At 42.1% G+C, this 16,690-nt stretch carries 18 protein-coding genes; 12 read left to right on the top strand and 6 right to left on the bottom strand.

Annotated features, from left to right (window positions below; genetic code table 11):
- Together M5F03_RS07010 and tusA are read right to left on the bottom strand one after the other, a co-directional pair.
- The coding region (locus M5F03_RS07010) for a phage late control D family protein (RefSeq protein WP_249707646.1) at positions 1-1,115 on the bottom strand (1,115 nt) is incomplete at its 3' end.
- 134 nt (positions 1,116-1,249) lie between these two features.
- Entirely contained in the window at positions 1,250-1,507 is a 258-nt protein-coding gene (gene tusA / locus M5F03_RS07005; RefSeq protein WP_078189780.1) for a sulfurtransferase TusA, read from the bottom strand.
- Between the two features lie 200 nt (positions 1,508-1,707).
- Here tusA and M5F03_RS07000 point away from each other — a divergent pair, with 200 nt between their 5' ends.
- Positions 1,708-2,547, top strand: a complete 840-nt coding sequence (locus tag M5F03_RS07000) for a CorC family transporter (RefSeq protein ID WP_078189781.1) — start codon at positions 1,708-1,710, stop codon at positions 2,545-2,547.
- On the top strand, positions 2,544-4,103 hold the full coding sequence (gene lnt, locus M5F03_RS06995; RefSeq protein ID WP_078189782.1) for an apolipoprotein N-acyltransferase: 1,560 nt from the start codon (positions 2,544-2,546) through the stop codon (positions 4,101-4,103). Before M5F03_RS07000 ends, lnt begins: the two co-directional genes overlap by 4 nt.
- Positions 4,104-4,187: 84 nt before the next feature.
- On the opposite strand, the gene M5F03_RS06990 is transcribed toward lnt, so the two are convergent.
- The 4 genes from M5F03_RS06990 to gspF all read right to left on the bottom strand — a co-directional run bounded on the left by M5F03_RS06990 (position 4,188) and on the right by gspF (position 7,075).
- On the bottom strand, positions 4,188-4,526 hold the full coding sequence (locus M5F03_RS06990) for a tRNA-binding protein (protein WP_180065770.1): 339 nt from the start codon (positions 4,524-4,526) through the stop codon (positions 4,188-4,190).
- Between the two features lie 250 nt (positions 4,527-4,776).
- On the bottom strand, positions 4,777-5,112 hold the full coding sequence (locus tag M5F03_RS06985; RefSeq protein WP_078189783.1) for a hypothetical protein: 336 nt from the start codon (positions 5,110-5,112) through the stop codon (positions 4,777-4,779).
- A gap of 283 nt (positions 5,113-5,395) precedes the next feature.
- Positions 5,396-5,833 carry a type II secretion system major pseudopilin GspG gene (gene gspG, locus M5F03_RS06980; RefSeq protein WP_078189784.1) on the bottom strand — a complete coding sequence of 146 codons (438 nt, stop codon included), beginning with the start codon at positions 5,831-5,833 and terminating at the stop codon, positions 5,396-5,398.
- Positions 5,834-5,869: 36 nt separating this feature from the next.
- Positions 5,870-7,075, bottom strand: coding sequence for a type II secretion system inner membrane protein GspF (gspF, locus tag M5F03_RS06975; RefSeq protein WP_249707644.1), 1,206 nt, complete (start codon positions 7,073-7,075; stop codon positions 5,870-5,872).
- A gap of 150 nt (positions 7,076-7,225) precedes the next feature.
- Here gspF and M5F03_RS06970 point away from each other — a divergent pair, with 150 nt between their 5' ends.
- From M5F03_RS06970 to M5F03_RS06925, 10 genes are all read left to right on the top strand, one after another.
- Entirely contained in the window at positions 7,226-9,448 is a 2,223-nt protein-coding gene (locus M5F03_RS06970) for a primosomal protein N' (RefSeq protein WP_249707642.1), read from the top strand.
- A gap of 79 nt (positions 9,449-9,527) precedes the next feature.
- Positions 9,528-11,369 (top strand): monovalent cation:proton antiporter-2 (CPA2) family protein, encoded by a 1,842-nt coding sequence (locus M5F03_RS06965; RefSeq protein ID WP_249707640.1) that lies wholly within the window; start codon positions 9,528-9,530, stop codon positions 11,367-11,369.
- A gap of 50 nt (positions 11,370-11,419) precedes the next feature.
- Positions 11,420-12,295, top strand: a complete 876-nt coding sequence (hslO, locus tag M5F03_RS06960; protein WP_111885623.1) for an Hsp33 family molecular chaperone HslO — start codon at positions 11,420-11,422, stop codon at positions 12,293-12,295.
- A gap of 246 nt (positions 12,296-12,541) precedes the next feature.
- Positions 12,542-12,994: a DUF2147 domain-containing protein gene (locus M5F03_RS06955; protein WP_249707637.1), complete on the top strand. Its 453-nt coding sequence runs from the start codon at positions 12,542-12,544 to the stop codon at positions 12,992-12,994.
- Between the two features lie 284 nt (positions 12,995-13,278).
- The gene (locus tag M5F03_RS06950; protein ID WP_168377964.1) at positions 13,279-13,743 is read left to right on the top strand and encodes a DUF2147 domain-containing protein; all 465 of its coding nucleotides are present in this window, start codon (positions 13,279-13,281) and stop codon (positions 13,741-13,743) included.
- A 188-nt stretch (positions 13,744-13,931) separates the two neighbouring features.
- On the top strand, positions 13,932-14,396 hold the full coding sequence (locus tag M5F03_RS06945; protein ID WP_249707636.1) for a DUF2147 domain-containing protein: 465 nt from the start codon (positions 13,932-13,934) through the stop codon (positions 14,394-14,396).
- 141 nt (positions 14,397-14,537) lie between these two features.
- Complete coding sequence (locus M5F03_RS06940; RefSeq protein ID WP_249707653.1) at positions 14,538-15,500, top strand: DnaJ C-terminal domain-containing protein; 963 nt, start codon at positions 14,538-14,540, stop codon at positions 15,498-15,500.
- Positions 15,501-15,510: 10 nt separating this feature from the next.
- The gene (locus tag M5F03_RS06935) at positions 15,511-15,849 is read left to right on the top strand and encodes a chaperone modulator CbpM (RefSeq protein WP_111885626.1); all 339 of its coding nucleotides are present in this window, start codon (positions 15,511-15,513) and stop codon (positions 15,847-15,849) included.
- Positions 15,850-15,930: 81 nt separating this feature from the next.
- Positions 15,931-16,194 carry an HP1242/YdcH family protein gene (locus M5F03_RS06930; RefSeq protein WP_078192816.1) on the top strand — a complete coding sequence of 88 codons (264 nt, stop codon included), beginning with the start codon at positions 15,931-15,933 and terminating at the stop codon, positions 16,192-16,194.
- 158 nt (positions 16,195-16,352) lie between these two features.
- Positions 16,353-16,670: a DUF2147 domain-containing protein gene (locus tag M5F03_RS06925; RefSeq protein ID WP_180131234.1), complete on the top strand. Its 318-nt coding sequence runs from the start codon at positions 16,353-16,355 to the stop codon at positions 16,668-16,670.
- Positions 16,671-16,690: the final 20 nt, after the last annotated feature.

The following is a 16,690-nucleotide window of genomic DNA, read 5'->3' as shown; positions in this document are numbered from 1 at the left end:
AATTGTTTGTCTGCACCACTGTGTTGATCGATTTCTGGGTGTTCATTCAGTTCAAACCAATAACCCACTTGGGTATCACGCACAGTCGATTGTGCACTGAATTTTTTCGATTGTAGCTCGTGATAGCGCGTTAGGTTTTGATTCAATTTTTCAATTTGGCTATTGGATGAAGCGGTAGCTTGGTCTTCGCCTTTTAAGTCTTGCATCCATGCAGGGCTGACATGCCAAGCTTGTTCAAGACTTAAGCTGGCATTGTCTTGGCTTTGGCTATGCTGATGTTTGCTTTGAACTGAACCTGCGCCTTCTTCTTGGCTGAGTCCATCGGCTTGCCAGCGCTGCACATGGACCGCAGTCGGTTGAATGCTACGCTCACCGATCAAGCTGGTGATGCTGTCTTGTTTTTCAGTGGCGCTAGAACGATGAAAGCGGATACTACGACGGCTGAGCGCTTGATATTGGCTATTGTCATCAATCAGGCGGAGTTTTTGTTTTTCAATTTGGGCTGAGGAATGCGGCACTTTCAACTGTGCTTCATCGATGAGCCAGTTAATGCCTTCACTGCGCCAAAGTCGCGTTAAAAAGTCATAATCGCTTTCATTCGACTGCATGATGAAAGGTCGTACATCATAGTTTTGGCTTAAACCGCTTAGATCTAGCGTTAGACTGGCAGCAAAGAGCGGACTTTTGCTTTGCCATTCTTTAAAAAGAGTTTCACTGACATCACGCACCGATTTGTTCATAAACACACGGCTGTTGCGGCGCTTATGCCACAGCGATGTTGCATCTTCTAAAGTGAGTTTATATAGCGTGAGTGAACCGTCACTCTGCCCTTGGGTCGCTTCGGTAATAATACCCGTGGTACGGAAGAGTTCGCCCTGATCAGTCACTTGATCAACGGCGACCTGTGCGCCAATAAATTGTTTTAACGGAATAAGGGCATTGGTGGATAGGCAAATCAAAGTCGCTTGCAGGCCTTGGTTTAAGACATGCTCCCCATCAATACGTTGAATAAAAAGCTCATCATTCAACGCAGGGTTGGAAAATTGCACATGAATGGCACGTTTTTGGGCAGATAAGCCTAATTTTTCAAGTATAAGAGCAATCGAATTTAACATTTTAAAAGTCTGTTTTTTAAACTTTGTATAATTATGCTGCGAATGATATAGGCTAGCCATCAGACTTGACCAGCCTATTTTATTAATAAAAATGTAACATCTTAATAATTATTATTTTTTTACAATCTCTTAAATTAACCTTTCTGAACCAAATAATGGAATTCTTTATTTCCATTTTCATCAAGACGTTCTTCTTGAAGCAAAAGCTCATGACCTAAATGCATACAAAATTTCGGAATATCCCAAGAGGTCGAATTATCTGTTGCAAAAACCTCAACAATATCACCCGATTTTGATTTACGAATGGCTTGATGCAACATCATCACAGGCTCAGGGCAACGTAAGCCACGGGTGTTTAATTGAATTGATGGGGGCACAGAAGGCTCAGACATTAGAAAACTCAGTATTAAAATCTAAGGCTATTTTAGCATAATCCTGACGACCGAATGTTAGCTTGAAAAATGCAGATGATAACGTCTTAAAATGACTTGATCGCTCATCATCTAGATCAACATTAACAATAGACAACTGTATTTTCTACGGTATGATAAAATCATCATTTATTAGATATTAAGAGTCTTTAGGAAAGATCATGCAAGAGGAATCCGGCCCGTCGTGGGGCATGCGCGGCTTACGTAAATGGCTGGGCACTGCACCAGAAACCCGTGACGAACTGTTGAAATTGGTACAAGATTCACGTCGCTTCTTAGAACCCGATACAGTTGCCATGCTCGAAGGGGTACTCGACTTACCTGCAACTAAAATCCGCGAGGTCATGACCCCCCGTACTGCGATGATCAGCTTGCAAGAAGATGATGAGCTATTAGATATTTTGCATGTACTTGTTGAATCTGCACACTCACGTTTCCCAGTCTTTTCCTCAGACCAGCCAGACAATGTTGTCGGTATTTTGTTGGCCAAAGATTTGTTGCCATTTTTGACAGAACCGACCACCAAAGTCGATATTCGTGCATTAATGCGTCAACCCTTATTTGTACCCGAGAGCGCGCGTTCTGACCAAGTTTTACGTATGTTGAAAAATACCCAAACCCATATCGCTGTAGTGATTGATGAATATGGCACAACTTCAGGCTTAGTCACTTTAGAGGACATTCTTGAAGAAATTGTGGGTGAAATTGAAGATGAACACGACAAAGTCGATGAAGAAGCTCAATTTATCATTCCAGATGAAGACCCGCTGAGCGCAAATACATGGTTGGTTCAAGCACTTACACCAATTGAACACTTTAACAATCTTTTAGATGCTGATTTTTCAGATGATGAAGTAGAAACTGTGGGCGGCTTACTGCTACAAGAAATGGGCTTGGTCAGTGATTTACAAGGTCAAGTGATTGAACTTGAAAACTGGGAATTTACCATTTTGGAGGCAGATGCACGTACTATTCATCTGATCCGAGCTGTCCGTAAATGAGAACCTACTTTGATAAGCTGCTAAACCATTCACAACAAAAAAAACAGCTACCTTTCATCTATCCTTTGCTGATTGCATTATTTTCAGGTGCCATCTTCAGCTTGTCGCTGGCACCTTATCATTATTGGTGGTTGGCAATTTTATCTCCAGCCCTGCTGTATGCTTGCTTAAGTCAACGTGCACCTAAACAATCGTTTTTCATTGGTCTAGCTTATGGCTTTGGCTTATGGTTTGTCGGGGCTTTTTGGCTGTATACCTCGATCCATGTCTATGGTGATACCAATTCAGCACTCAGTGTTTTGATGATTGCCATTATGGCAATTGTGATGGGGCTGTTTACCGCAGTTCAGAGTTGGCTCTACCGCCGCTTCTTTCCAGAAACACCACTGACCTTTGCGCCACTTTGGGTGTTTTTCGAGTGGAGTAAAACTTGGGTCTTTACTGGTTTTCCATGGTTGTTTGCAGGTTATGCCTTTACTGAACGATTCCTCGATGGCTATGCGCCATTATTCGGGATCTTTGGGGTATCTTTCGCGGTCATTGTATTGGCCTGCGCCTTGGTTGAAATCCTGCGTAAACGCATCTTCTGGATTGTTCCCTCTGCCCTTGTTTTGCTCGGTGCATGGGGTGCAGCGCAACTGCAATTTGTTCAGCCTAAAAATGAAAAACCGCTGAGTGTTTCCTTAATTCAAGGCAATATTCCACAAGATTTAAAATGGTTAACAGAATACCAAGCTCAAACCTTAATGAAATATGCGTCATTAAGTCGGACCGAATGGGGGCGTGATGTCATTGTTTGGCCGGAATCCTCCATTCCTATGTTCCAAACCGATATTGAGCCGTTTCTGGATGCGATGAAAGTCCAAGCCAATAAAACAGGGACGGCTTGGGTGACAGGTATTCCCTATTGGGATTTAGCGGAATCACAGCAAAACCAACACCCTATGTATTACAACACCATCATGGCAACTGGTGATGAATCTTCTGGTCTATACAAGAAGCAACGTCTAGTCCCCTTTGGTGAATACATTCCGCTTTCAGGGATGTTAAGTTGGGTACTACCTGCCCTACAAAATGACCCGTCGATGAGTGGCTTTTCACGTGGCGCAAACAACCAAAAGCCTTTGAATGTTAAAGGTCATGATTTAGGCGCAGCGATTTGCTATGAAGTGGCTTATCCCAACTTAACCCGTCGTAATGCCAGTCAAAGTGACTACCTAGTGACTATTTCCAATGACGCATGGTTTACTGGAACAGCGAGCCCACATCAGCACCTACAAATGGTTCAAATGCGTGCCAAAGAAAATGGCCGTTGGTTTATCCGTGCAACCAATACCGGCATTACCGCCTTTATTGATCATAATGGTCACATTGTGAAACAAGCACCGATGGATAAAGATGCAGTACTGCGTGGTGATTTACCTGCCATGCAAGGCGAGACACTTTACACACGCTTAAGTGATTGGCCTGTGTTGATTTTCTCATTCTTGTTATTGGTTCTCGGTTGGATTTATCGCCCGCGTAAAGTTGATATTTCTTTTAAATCACGCCGTTAATTCCGCTACAAAAGATCAAAAAAACCGAGCCAAAGCTCGGTTTTTTATTGATAAACTTTCAGGGTGCCAGTTCACCCTACTTTTTCAAAGTAACTTGGTGCCTAGGGGAATCTCTGCATCAGGCACACAAAGAGCAACATGCCCCTCTGCATTATGAAAGCCTGTGACCAAACACTCTGACTGGATCGGACCAATTTGTTTTTTTGGAAAATTCACGACGGCAACGACCAATTTTCCCAATAGATTTTCCGGCTGATATAGCTGTGTAATTTGCGCACTGGATTTTTTAATGCCCAGTTCCTCTCCAAAATCCACATGGAGAATGTACGCGGGTTTACGTGCTTGCTCAAAGACTTCAGCCTGCACAATTTTCCCCACACGTAATTCAACTTTCAAAAAATCTTGCCAATCGATCTGTTGCATTTTTCCCTCTTTCTTTTCTTTGTTGTACTTCATCCAACTATCTAAGATCTGATATCTAAAGATTATAAAAATTTCATTCAGGCTGACCATATGTGAAACAGACATTCGATGCGTCAAAACGGACAAAGCAAGGTTATGTTAGAGCGCGTACCATGTAGAAGTATGCACTGATGTACGCTACGAACTGTTCATTAACACGAGACATAAAAAAACTGGAGCAAGCTCCAGTTTTGAAGGTTTAATTTTGGGGTTATAACTGCGTAACTAAATAGGAAAGCATGGCAGCTAAAGACACCATTGGAATATATCGATAAAGACGAACAACCATTTGTTCGATGGCAGATGCATGTTCTTGTTTTAAATTTGCCACAGTCGCTTTTAATGCAGACCAAAAACTTAAAGCCAGTAATGAACTCATTAAGCTCATGGCAAAGAAGCCCACCATAATTTGGCTACTGCCCTCAGTGCTTTGCCATAAATACACAATGCCTTGACTGATCGGCAGAATACTTAAAATCAAAAGAACAGATTTCAGCATAGACCAATGAAATTGGTTAATTTCATCCGTTAATAATAATGCTTTCATACTATCCTCCATGGCTAAAAAAGTACCATAAAAGATATTATGCGCGGTTTTATTTAAATGAAAAGCCTATATTTATTCATATTTTGCGATTATTGTAATCAATAAAATTGGGAATAATTCTTATTATAAATATCACATATTTCATATTATGTTATTTAAAGTAAATTCAACAACTTAATATTAATTTTATAATTAAGATTTATTATCACTTCACTCAATATTGAAACATCCTATTAAGTGAAGTGATTAATCCCATTAAAACTGAATTTATAATTATTCTCAGTTAGTGTTTATAGTAAATATCGGCATCATTTTCTTCACCGCCAGACTGACCATCCGCACCAAATGAATAAAGATCATAAGGACGGCCTTCAGAACCTGGGATCACATATTGAATGTCATTGTCCCAACTGTCTTTTGGATAGCCACCTTTGATATAGCCACCCGGCAACCAGTTTTTAGCAGACTCAGGTTTAGTGACCAAAGCATTTAATCCACCGTCTTGCATTGAAGGGAATTTACCATTATCCATTTTGTATTGATCTAATGAGCCAGCGACACTTTTTAAAGTAATTGCTGTGGTATCAACTTTGGCTTTTTCACCACGGCCCATCACGTTCGGTACAATCAGCGCAGCCAAAACACCTAAAATGACAATGACCACCATCACTTCAATTAAAGTAAAACCTTGTTGCTTCATATTTTTTGTCTTCACTTGCATGTTACAAATCTCTGTTCACATCATTGTTCGAATGTCTTAAATCATATTATTCATATTCACGATTGGCAGCATCACAGCAATCACGATCACCAGTACAATGCTCGCCATAAATACCAACATCAGCGGTTCAAGCAACGCCAATAAAGTTGAAATTAAAGTCGTCACTTCTCGGTCTTGCATCGTCGACGCACGTTCTAGCATCCGGTCTAATTCGCCTGAACTTTCACCACTTTTGATCATTTGTACCATCATCGGTGGGAAATAACCACTTCGCTCAAGCTGTGTTGCTAAATTACCACCTTCTGTTACTTTCTCTGCCGCAAGGTTGACCGAATCTCGAATCACCCAATTACTACTGACCGCTGCACCAATTTTTAAAGCATCGACCAATGGCACACCAGACTTGGTTAAAATCGATAATGTACTGGCAAAACGAGCGGCATTAATGCCTTTAGACAGTTTGGAAAATAACGGTAATTTCAAGGTCAAACGGTCAAAGGTATAATGTCCCGCTGCTGTTCTGAGGAATCGAACCAAGAGAAAAATCGAGACTACGCTACCGACCAATAAAAATGGCCAAGCCATTCGGATAAAATCACTGGCTTTCATTAAAGCGACTGTTATCCACGGCAAGGCATCTTTGCTTTGGTCAAAGGTTTTGACAATATCTGGGACCACATAGGTCATGAGTCCCATCACAATACCGAAAGACATTAACATCAGGATGATGGGATAAATCATCGCACCCTGCACTTTTTTTTGCATGGCAAAGCGGTTTTCGGTGTAATCGGCAAGTTGGTCGAGAATGAGATCGAGATGACCTGAACGCTCACCTGCTGCAATCGTGGCAATATACAGTTCAGGAAAGCGTCCCGCTTGTTGTAGTGCGTTGGCTAAAGAATGCCCTTCCAAAACTTTAGAACGCACCGACATCAACAGGTTTTGCACATGGGCTTTTTCATTTTGTTTTCCCACAGCACGAATCGCTTCTTCTAATGGAATTGCAGCGGCAACCAAAACTGAAAGTTGGCGAGTCAATAAAGCCAAGTCATAGGCATTCAACCCTTTTTGAAACCAGCGCTGCTGCGCGTGTTTGTCTTTTTGCTCTATCGGATCGACAGCAACTGGAATGAGTGACTGATCTCTGAGCTGTTGACGAATTTGACGCGCAGAATCACCCTCAAGTACACCCTTCTGCTGCTTCCCTGAAGCGTCTATGGCAGTAAACTGATATGCAGGCATTGTAATGCTCTAATTTTCCAAAATTTCTATCAGCGCAGTTGCGTCTGACCATCAAAATCATTCATATTCTTAGATATAAAATATGAGCTCACTCTAACACAACTCTTTTACGATCACGACGAAATTTAATCAGGAACTTATCCACGTTTTATGGCAAATTCAGCGAGCATTGCAACACCTATTTACCGCGTTCGAGTCGCCGTTCCGGTATATTTATACGACTGCTTCGATTACAGCTTAAACCAAGAGCAATACCAACAAGCTGAAGTAGGTGCACGCGTTGCTGTATCTTTTGGTCGGCAAAATTTGACCGGTATCATCGTGGAAAAAATTGCTCCCGATGCACCACTCGATTCAAGCTTTAAACTCAAGGCCATTACCGAACTTCTTGATGATCGTGCCATTTTAGATGAGAAAGTTTTAAATTTATTGACATGGTCTGCACAGTATTATCAATTTCCGATTGGTGAAGTGATGCAAAGTGCCCTTCCAACGCTGTTACGCCAAGGAAAGCCCTATAATTTACTGGCACGGACATGGAATCTGATTGACCATAATGCTGAAGCCAAAATTAAACGTTCAGAGCGTCAACAAGAAGCGTATAAAATACTAAAATTACATCCCACAGGCACAGGTGAAAATCTTTTAAATTTGTCAGGTGTGGAAACAGCAACACTCAAAGCCTTAGAGAAAAAAGGCATCTGCGAATGTGTGTTAGCAGAGCAAGACTTTAGCCCGATGCCGATGAGCATGGCGCAAATGCCACTTACGGCAAACCCTGACCAAAAAAAAGCGATCGATACCGTATTAAAAGCACGTAAAAAATATCAGGCCTTCCTGCTCGATGGCTTAACTGGCAGTGGTAAAACTGAAGTCTATTTACAGATCATGCAAGAGGTTCTCAAGCAAGGCAAACAGGTCTTGGTTTTAGTTCCTGAGATTGGACTCACCCCACAGACGATTAGCCGCTTCCAATCACGTTTTCATTGCAATATTGCCCTATTACATTCGGGGCTAAACGATTCAAAACGTATGCAAGCTTGGCAAGCTGCGCAAACGGGCAAGGCTTCAATTATCTTAGGCACACGTTCTGCGATTTATACGCCACTGCCTAATCTAGGTTTAATTGTGATTGATGAAGAGCATGATCTGTCCTTTAAACAACAAGAAGGCTTTCGCTACCATGCACGCGATGTTGCTCTGTTCCGTGGGCATTTAGAGCAATGTCCTGTCATTCTTGGCTCTGCCACACCTAGTATTGAATGCTATGCCCTTGCCAAACAAGGCAAGATGACAATTTTGGAACTAAACCAACGCGCAGGCACCGCGGTCATGCCGAAAATACACATCCTTGATTTGAAAGTGGCACAGAAACAGCATGGAATTAGCCAATTATTAATTGGTGAAATCCGTAAGCGCCTAGAAAAAAAAGAACAGGTGTTAGTGTTCTTAAACCGTCGCGGATATGCCCCGGTTTTAATTTGTGAAAGCTGTGCATGGCAGGCCAAATGTCCACACTGTGATGCCAATTTCACTGTACACCGCACACCTTATCAACATTTACATTGTCATCACTGCGGCACCATTCACCGTATGCCAGATCACTGTCCACAGTGTAATCATCAGGAGCTCAAATCTATTGGGATGGGCACAGCCAAAGTTGAAGAAAGTTTAAATGAGTTGTTTCCTGAACATGACATCATTCGAGTGGATCGTGACTCGACCAGCCGCGTTGGTAGTTGGCAAAAGATTTATGACAAGATTCAAAAAAGTGAGCCTGCTATTTTACTTGGTACACAAATGCTGGCCAAAGGTCATCATTTCCCTTACGTCACCTTGGTGGCGATTTTAGATATCGATTCAGGTCTGCTGAGTGTGGACTTCCGTGCCATCGAACGTACCGCTCAACTCATTGTGCAAGTCACAGGGCGTGCCGGCCGTGGCGAACGTAAAGGCGATGTATTCCTACAAACATTAAGACCCGACCATCCACTTTTGAATATTTTGGTCAATGAGAACTATCGAAAATTTGCCAAAGAAACCATGAAAGAACGGGAAATGGCACAAATGCCACCGTTTCGCTATGCCGCATTGGTACGCTGTGAGTCAAAAAACCAAGAACTCAATACTGAATTTTTACAGCAACATGCCCAATTGCTGCGTCAGGACTCTGCTGGAATTATTGACATTTGGGGGCCGATTCCTGCCCCGATGGAGCGCAAAGCAGGGCGTTACCAATCCCACATGGTTTTACTGTCTACAGATCGTGCGCGCTTACATTATTATCTGCGTTATTGGTGGCAAAACATCTTGCATAACAAGCCATCAAATATGAAATTGAGCCTCGATATAGACCCACAGGAACTTAGTTAAACGCGTACAATTCAGTCTGAAAATATCAGTCATACTGAATTGCAACTTTCGACCAAAAACACAACTCTAGGACGAGTAAATGTCACTACTGTTACAGATCACAATTTTCCTTGGCGCATCCTTATTGCTTGTCCCTTTGCTCAAGCGCTTTGGTATTGCAACAGTATTGGGATATCTGTTCACCGGTATTTTGCTCGGCCCCGATGTCTTTAACATTGCCAGTGATCCCCAAGCGATCCAAGATCTCGCTGAGTTTGGCGTGATCTTACTGATGTTCCTGATCGGCCTCGAACTCCGTCCACAGCGTCTATGGAGTATGCGTAGTTCTATTTTCGGCATGGGGAGTTTACAAGTCGGTCTGACCGGTCTTGTTTTAGCGCTAGGCAGTTTTTTTGCATTACAACAAGGCATTGCAGCCAGTATCGTTATCGGTTCCGCTCTTGCTCTTTCTTCTACTGCCTTTGTCTTGCAGATGCTGAGTGAGAAGCAGCAATTGAACACCACCTATGGGCAACAATCTTTTTCGATTTTGCTGTTTCAAGATATGGCCGCGATTCCCCTGATTGCAGTCATTCCCCTGCTCGCAGGAACAGAATCATCACATCACGGAATCGCCTATTTCGCTGCAATCATTGCGACTTTTTCAGGCTTATTTTTATTTAGTCGATACTTAATGCGGCCTTTTTTCCGCTTCGTCGCGAAAAGTGGTGCGCATGAACTGATCACCGCTGTCGGTTTATTTATAGTGCTGGGTGTCGTGGTGTTGATGGATGTACTTGGCATCAGTACCACACTCGGAGCATTTTTGACTGGCGTGCTATTGGCAGACTCGGAATTCCGCCATGAACTCGAAGCGAGTATTGCTCCGTTTAAAGGGCTTTTACTTGGTCTGTTCTTTATGACCGTGGGCATGACCACGGAACTGTCGTTGTTTGTTGAAATGCCATGGTTCATTATCGGTGGTGCGTTGGCACTGATGCTCATCAAAATGGTGTCAGTTACCGCGATTGCACGTTATCTCAAAAATTCATGGCGCAACAGTATTTTACTGGCGACCTGTTTGGCTCAAGGCGGTGAATTTGCCTTTGTGGTCTTTAGTGTGGCGAAAAGTGAAAATGTCGTACAACAAGCCATTTTGGAGCCATTAACCCTCATCGTCACCTTGTCGATGGTGTTGACCCCTATGTTGTACTGGTTAATACAATCACAAATTTTGCCACGTTTTAATCCAAAAACCATTCCCAAATATGACGACATTCCGGATGAACATAATCCTGTGATTATTGCGGGCTTTGGACGTTTTGGACAAATCATTGCTCGTGTGGCGCATTTACAGCACTTGTCTTTTACCGCCATTGATAGCAACTTAGACAAAGTCGATTTCGTACGTAATTATGGTGGTCATCTGTATTATGGCGATGCCACACAACCAGATATTTTACGCGCTGCGGGTATTGAGCATGCCAAAGTGTTCGTCCTTGCCATTGATGATATTGAAGACTCGATGAACGTGGCGCGTCATATTCGCCTGAATTACCCTCAGTTAAAATTATTGGTCCGTGCGCGTGACCGTCATCAGGTGCATTTGCTGCGTGATTTGGGGATTGAGCATATTTGGCGTGAAACCTATTTATCCTCTTTAGGAATGGCCTATCACATGCTGTGCGACTTAGGCATCAGCGATGAAGATGCCTATAAAAGTATCGAATTGTTCCGTGATTATGATGAAAAACTGCTGACTCAACAGCAGCAAATCTATACCGATGAACAAAAGATTTATGAAACGCATCGTAACGCTTTAGCTGAACTGGAACATTTGTTTGAAAGCGATGCTCAAGCCCGTGAAAAACCTACAGGTGTTGATTTACAACGAAGCTTACAACGTCATCGTATTGATGTCACAAGAGATGATAATGAATGACTTGTGTTTTACAATATCGTCACCATTAAAGCAGGGTTATGGAGAATTTTATGTCAGATTTACGCCAACGCTTTTTTATTGAAGATAGCCCTGTTCGTGGAGAAGTGGTTCATCTTGAAGAAGCCCTACAAACGATTCTTGCACAGCGTGACTATGCACCTGCTGTACAAATTCTCTTGGGTGAAATGCTCAGCGCGACTGCCTTGTTGGCCAGTACCTTAAAAATTAAAGGTCGTATTAGCTTACAAATTCAGGCTGCAGGCACATTTAAATGGGCAATGGCGGAATGTAATCATCTCGGTGAAGTTCGCGCACTTGCCGATTATGAAGAAGACCCGCACTTTCAAGCTGCTGAAGACAGCAGCACGGTACTAAAAGCCTTGGTAAACCCAGTACTTTTCATTAATATCGAGCCTGAATTTGGTGAGCGTTATCAAGGGATTGTACCTTTAGACAAACCGACATTAGCGGGTTGCTTGATGCAATATTATGATCTATCTGCACAGATCCCAACACGTATCGTCTTAGCAAGCAGCAACAGCCGTTCAGGTGGTTTGCTGATCCAGTTATTACCACGTAACAACGAAGAAGAACAACGCCGTGTCGATGAAGATCTATGGCCACGTTTAACCATGCTGACTGAGACATTAAAAGCAGAAGAGTTAACGTCTTTATCCGCAAATGAAATCTTATATCGTTTATACAACGAAGAAGAAGTTCGTCTTCCTGAAACTGAGGCCTTAAAATTTGGCTGTACATGTTCAAAAGAACGCTGTGCGACAGCACTTGAACAAATCGGTGTTGCTGCAGTTCGTGAAACCCTAGAGTTTCAAAACCCAATTGAAATGGATTGCCAATTCTGTAATACAAAATATACCTTTACTGCAGAAGAAGCTTTATCCCTTTTTGGTCAACACCTCAGCTAAATCATCGTGATGATTGAAAGCCTAAATCTAAGCATCCTTCGGGGTGCTTTTTTATTATTCCCATTAAATTTAGAACAGTTACTTTCTTGCGCTTAGTCGAATGGTTGCGAACTTTATAACCTCAAGATGATCAGCTGTATTTGCGATCAATTTTTTTTCGAGTAGAATCGCGCCAGAAATAAAGTCAAAAAATCAACAGAGCTTTATTTTTAATAGAAAAATAATGTAAAAAAAACTGGATAAAATATGAAACTCAAAATACTCGCTATTCTTTTAGCCATGTTCTGCTTTGGCCCAATGATAGCACATGCAGCAGACCTCGTCGGGACATGGAAAACCATAGATGACAAAACAGGCTATGCCCGTGCTGAAGTCCAAATCACCAAATTAAAAGACGGCAGCTATAGCGGTAAAATCACCAAAGTACATGCCATCCCTAACCGCCCTGTCACCACGATTTGTGAAAAATGCGAAGGTAAACTCAAAAATGCACCTTTAATTGGTTTACCGATATTCTCTGGCTTCAAACATAATGCAAAAGAGAATGCCTATACCGATGGCAAGGTGATCGACCCACTTTCAGGCAATACCTATCAAGGTAAAGGGCAATTGAATGCGCGCGGCAATGTGCTGACACTTCGAGGTTATGTTGGAACCACGCTCCTCGGCCGGACAGTATCTTGGATCCGCGTCAACTAAAGCGGCCTTTTGGCTTTCATTGGCATGATGAACTCAACTCCAGACGAGTTCATCATGCCAATAACAATCTACTTTGAGATGAATTCCGACTATTTTACTAGTGCGTAGACGTTCAGCATAAACCTCATTTAGCGCCAACACGTTCATGTTTTGGCTCAAAATATAAATACCAATCCTTAAAAAATCACTAGAATATTCATATTATTTCAGGCTACATTAAACCCATAATATTTTTATGCCTTTAAGTTTTAGGCATCCGCTTTTTGTGTAATGTGGGTAATTGTATGGCTGTTAAATTCCTCCCTTCTATCCTGTTCGGCATGTTCTCCATCTGCAGTTTATCCTCTGCTTTTGCAGCGATTGACCCCTTAGTGGGGACATGGAAAACCATTGATGATAGAACAGGTTATTCACTTGCCGATGTAGTGATTCGCAAAGATAAGCATGACCTGTATTCAGCCACCATTATCCAAAGCCGAAGCGTACCGGGAACGGCAAATGTTTCGACATGCACGCAATGCACCGGTGCTCAGAAAAATAAACCCATGGTCGGTTTAACCACTTTAAGCGGCCTAAGCGCTGATCCAGAAAAGCCCAATGAATTTGTGGGTGGAGTGATGCTCGATCCCAAATCAGGCAAGCACTACAATGCACGCGCTCGTTTGATGAATAATGGTAAGCATTTGATCATCAATGGTCGTACTGAAGGCTCTGCAATTGGACGCAATGTCACTTGGGTCAAAAACTAAGCACGAGGCCTTTAAATCATTAAAGGCCTTTTTTAACTTAAAAATTAGAGTAAAAACTCCATATTAAAGCAGTGTTTTAAAAAAATCTGCCAAATACATCACAAACCATCACATTGATTTTGTAGGGCTTTATATATAAATTAGGCAACTTACTCTAAAAACACAATTCTGAATTTTCAGGGGATGAAATGAAAAAAATATATCAACAATTATTTGCCGGAATAGTATTTAGCACTTTGTCAGGATTGTCAATCGCTGTGGAAACCGATCCGCTAGTGGGGAAGTGGAAAACCGTCGATGACCGTACAGGATATTCGCGTGCAGACGTTGAAATTCGCAAAAAAGCCGATGGAAGCTATGAAGGCATCATTGTCACCACACGCAATGTCCCTGGCACTGAAAAAATGGGCGTCTGCTCGAACTGCCCAGGTGAATTGAAAAATAAACCTTTTATCGGCTTGCCATTTATTTGGGACTTTAAACAAGATCCAAAAAATCCACGTGAATTCCAAAACGGTAAAGTTCTGGACCCGATTGGTGGAAAAATCTATAAAGGCAAAGCAAGACTTAGTGCTTCAGGAAAACATTTAACTATACGTGGGTATGTTGGTGTATCTGTGATTGGTCGTAGTGTCACTTGGATAAAATATTAATTTTAAATGTGTTTTTAAAAGCCTCCTCGTGAGGCTTTTTTATTGTCATGTTTTGAAACAATAAGCTGCAGTTTGCCCCTATGACAGTTTGATGAACCCATCTATATTGATTAAAACATGATCAATATTTATACAGAGAGTATGCCAGACAATCACTATCAAACTTTAGGGATCGCCCGAGATGCTTCGGCAGATCAAATTAAAAAAGCCTATCGAAAATTGGCGCGTAAATATCACCCTGACGTCAGCAAAGAAGCTGATGCTGAAGCGCGCATGCAAGCGATTAATGTTGCATACGACACCTTGAGTGATGCCGAAAAGAAAAAAAAATACGATTTTGAACTCGATCATCCACAAGGATTTGCTGGGTTTAATGCTGGCAACCAAGGTGGTTTTGACCAATCTCAATTTTATCGCCAATCGTCAAGTGATGGTCAGCATGCGGACTTTAGTGGATTTGAAGACTTGTTTGGTCGTTTTGGGCAAGGCTTTGGTGGCGGTGACTATCAGTATCAACGTGCAAACCGCCAAACCAAGAGCTTCCGTGGTGAAGACCAACACGCCAGTTTAGAAGTGGATTTAGAAATCGCATTTCATGGTGCAACGCAGAATATCACCTTACAGATTCCAAGCCTCAACGCCCATGGTGAGCCTGAAGTCCAACGTAAAACCCTGCAAGTCAAAATTCCTGCAGGTATGAAATCAGGTCAACAAATTCGACTCTCCGGCCAAGGGCAAGCCGGCTATAACGGTGGAGCCGCTGGCGATTTATACATTGAAATTTTGTATAAACAAACCGAGCAAACCCGTGTAGAAGGTGTTGATATTTTCCAACAACTGAATATCAGTCCATGGGAAGCCGCATTGGGTCAAAAAATTGCATTTACCAGTCCTGATGGCAAAACATTAGAACTACAAATTCCTAAAAATGCACGTACTGGGCAGCAGCTACGATTAAAGGACAAAGGGATACCAAACAAAACACCCGGACACCTTTACCTGATTTTAAATATACAGATACCAGCTGCACAAACCGAACAAGAGCAACAAGCATATGCGGCTTTTGCTCAAGCTTTTCCGTCATTTAATCCACGACAGTCTTAAGGAGAGCGCCATGACAACAATTCATTATCGTGAAATTGTCTGTGACGGATGTAAACAGACTGAAATCGTAGACGAAAAAAGTAGTTTTGATCTACAACACTTTGCCTCTGCCTGTGGGCAAAGTCCAGAATGGGTTCTGCAACTACTCGAATACGATATTCTGCCTAGCCGTTCAGAAGACAGGATTCATCAATTTTTTGGCGATGATATATCTCGCGCACGGCGTGCGTATCGGCTTCAACGAGATTTCGATGCCAGTTTTACTGCGGTCGCTATGATGCTTGATTTAATTGACGAAGTTCAACAACTACGTCGCCAAGTCAAACACCAACAGTTTCATTCACATTAAATGTATTCATGAACGCTCTGCCTCGCAGGGCGTTTTTCTTTTCTTGTAGAGTTTGTCTTGTAGAGGAAGTGATCGACAACCATGAAAACACGAGATTGCAATAAAAAAGTCAAAAACATGTTTCCTGAGTACCGTGATTTGGTCTCTCAGTTACGTGATGAAAATCCATATTTTGCACGGATCTTTGAAGAACATGATGAGTTAGATCGTGAAATTATTCAATTGGAATTAAATCCTGTCAATCACCATAACACGGATATTGAGACCATTAAGCGTAAGAAATTAAAGCTAAAAGATGAAATTTATCGCTTGCTGAAAAGTAACGAAAATGATGATATCTCTTGAGATATCGATTCATGTATAGGGGATTTTTCATGATGCATGTCGTTCGCAGTACAACCCACAAGGCTACGCAATTGAATTACCAAGACCATAAGGATCGGTCAAATCGCGTTGTACTGCAGATTTTAAAAAAACAATAAAATCATGACAAAGGATTCATCATGCAAATACATCATGTGCTATTTGGAGCATTACTCAGTTTCAGCGCTCTGTTGCATGCCAATGATATGACCAGTGTTTGGAAAACAATTGATGACCAAACAGGATATTCACGCGGCGATGTCACCGTCGTTAAAAATGCCGACGGGACGTATAGTGGAACACTCACTGCAATATGCCGATTGCCGTACAAACCCTTGGTTGAAGTATGCTTAAAATGCAAAGCCAAGCTGAGTGCGAATGGCAAACGTTTAACCATGCGCGGCTATATTGGCGTGTCTGCACTCGGACGTAGTACCACATGGATTCGTAATGATTAGCAACTAAACCCACCCATCAG

It is taken from the genome of Acinetobacter amyesii (genome assembly GCF_023499985.1).
Taxonomy (GTDB): Bacteria; Pseudomonadota; Gammaproteobacteria; order Pseudomonadales; family Moraxellaceae; genus Acinetobacter; species Acinetobacter amyesii.
This window is presented reverse-complemented; position numbering and strand designations above follow the sequence as displayed.

What these genes read in the sequence shown, in the direction of transcription:
- M5F03_RS06965 (WP_249707640.1), top strand. Translation starts at nt 9,528, where the DNA reads ATGTCACTACTGTTACAGATCACAATTTTCCTTGGCGCATCCTTATTG.
- hslO (WP_111885623.1), top strand. Translation starts at nt 11,420, where the DNA reads ATGTCAGATTTACGCCAACGCTTTTTTATTGAAGATAGCCCTGTTCGT.
- M5F03_RS06985 (WP_078189783.1), bottom strand. Translation starts at nt 5,112, where the DNA reads ATGAAAGCATTATTATTAACGGATGAAATTAACCAATTTCATTGGTCT.
- gspF (WP_249707644.1), bottom strand. Translation starts at nt 7,075, where the DNA reads ATGCCTGCATATCAGTTTACTGCCATAGACGCTTCAGGGAAGCAGCAG.
- lnt (WP_078189782.1), top strand. Translation starts at nt 2,544, where the DNA reads ATGAGAACCTACTTTGATAAGCTGCTAAACCATTCACAACAAAAAAAA.
- M5F03_RS06925 (WP_180131234.1), top strand. Translation starts at nt 16,353, where the DNA reads ATGCAAATACATCATGTGCTATTTGGAGCATTACTCAGTTTCAGCGCT.
- M5F03_RS06940 (WP_249707653.1), top strand. Translation starts at nt 14,538, where the DNA reads ATGCCAGACAATCACTATCAAACTTTAGGGATCGCCCGAGATGCTTCG.
- gspG (WP_078189784.1), bottom strand. Translation starts at nt 5,833, where the DNA reads ATGCAAGTGAAGACAAAAAATATGAAGCAACAAGGTTTTACTTTAATT.
- M5F03_RS06990 (WP_180065770.1), bottom strand. Translation starts at nt 4,526, where the DNA reads ATGCAACAGATCGATTGGCAAGATTTTTTGAAAGTTGAATTACGTGTG.
- tusA (WP_078189780.1), bottom strand. Translation starts at nt 1,507, where the DNA reads ATGTCTGAGCCTTCTGTGCCCCCATCAATTCAATTAAACACCCGTGGC.
- M5F03_RS06970 (WP_249707642.1), top strand. Translation starts at nt 7,226, where the DNA reads ATGGCAAATTCAGCGAGCATTGCAACACCTATTTACCGCGTTCGAGTC.
- M5F03_RS06950 (WP_168377964.1), top strand. Translation starts at nt 13,279, where the DNA reads ATGGCTGTTAAATTCCTCCCTTCTATCCTGTTCGGCATGTTCTCCATC.
- M5F03_RS06945 (WP_249707636.1), top strand. Translation starts at nt 13,932, where the DNA reads ATGAAAAAAATATATCAACAATTATTTGCCGGAATAGTATTTAGCACT.
- M5F03_RS06930 (WP_078192816.1), top strand. Translation starts at nt 15,931, where the DNA reads ATGAAAACACGAGATTGCAATAAAAAAGTCAAAAACATGTTTCCTGAG.
- M5F03_RS06955 (WP_249707637.1), top strand. Translation starts at nt 12,542, where the DNA reads ATGAAACTCAAAATACTCGCTATTCTTTTAGCCATGTTCTGCTTTGGC.
- M5F03_RS06935 (WP_111885626.1), top strand. Translation starts at nt 15,511, where the DNA reads ATGACAACAATTCATTATCGTGAAATTGTCTGTGACGGATGTAAACAG.
- M5F03_RS07000 (WP_078189781.1), top strand. Translation starts at nt 1,708, where the DNA reads ATGCAAGAGGAATCCGGCCCGTCGTGGGGCATGCGCGGCTTACGTAAA.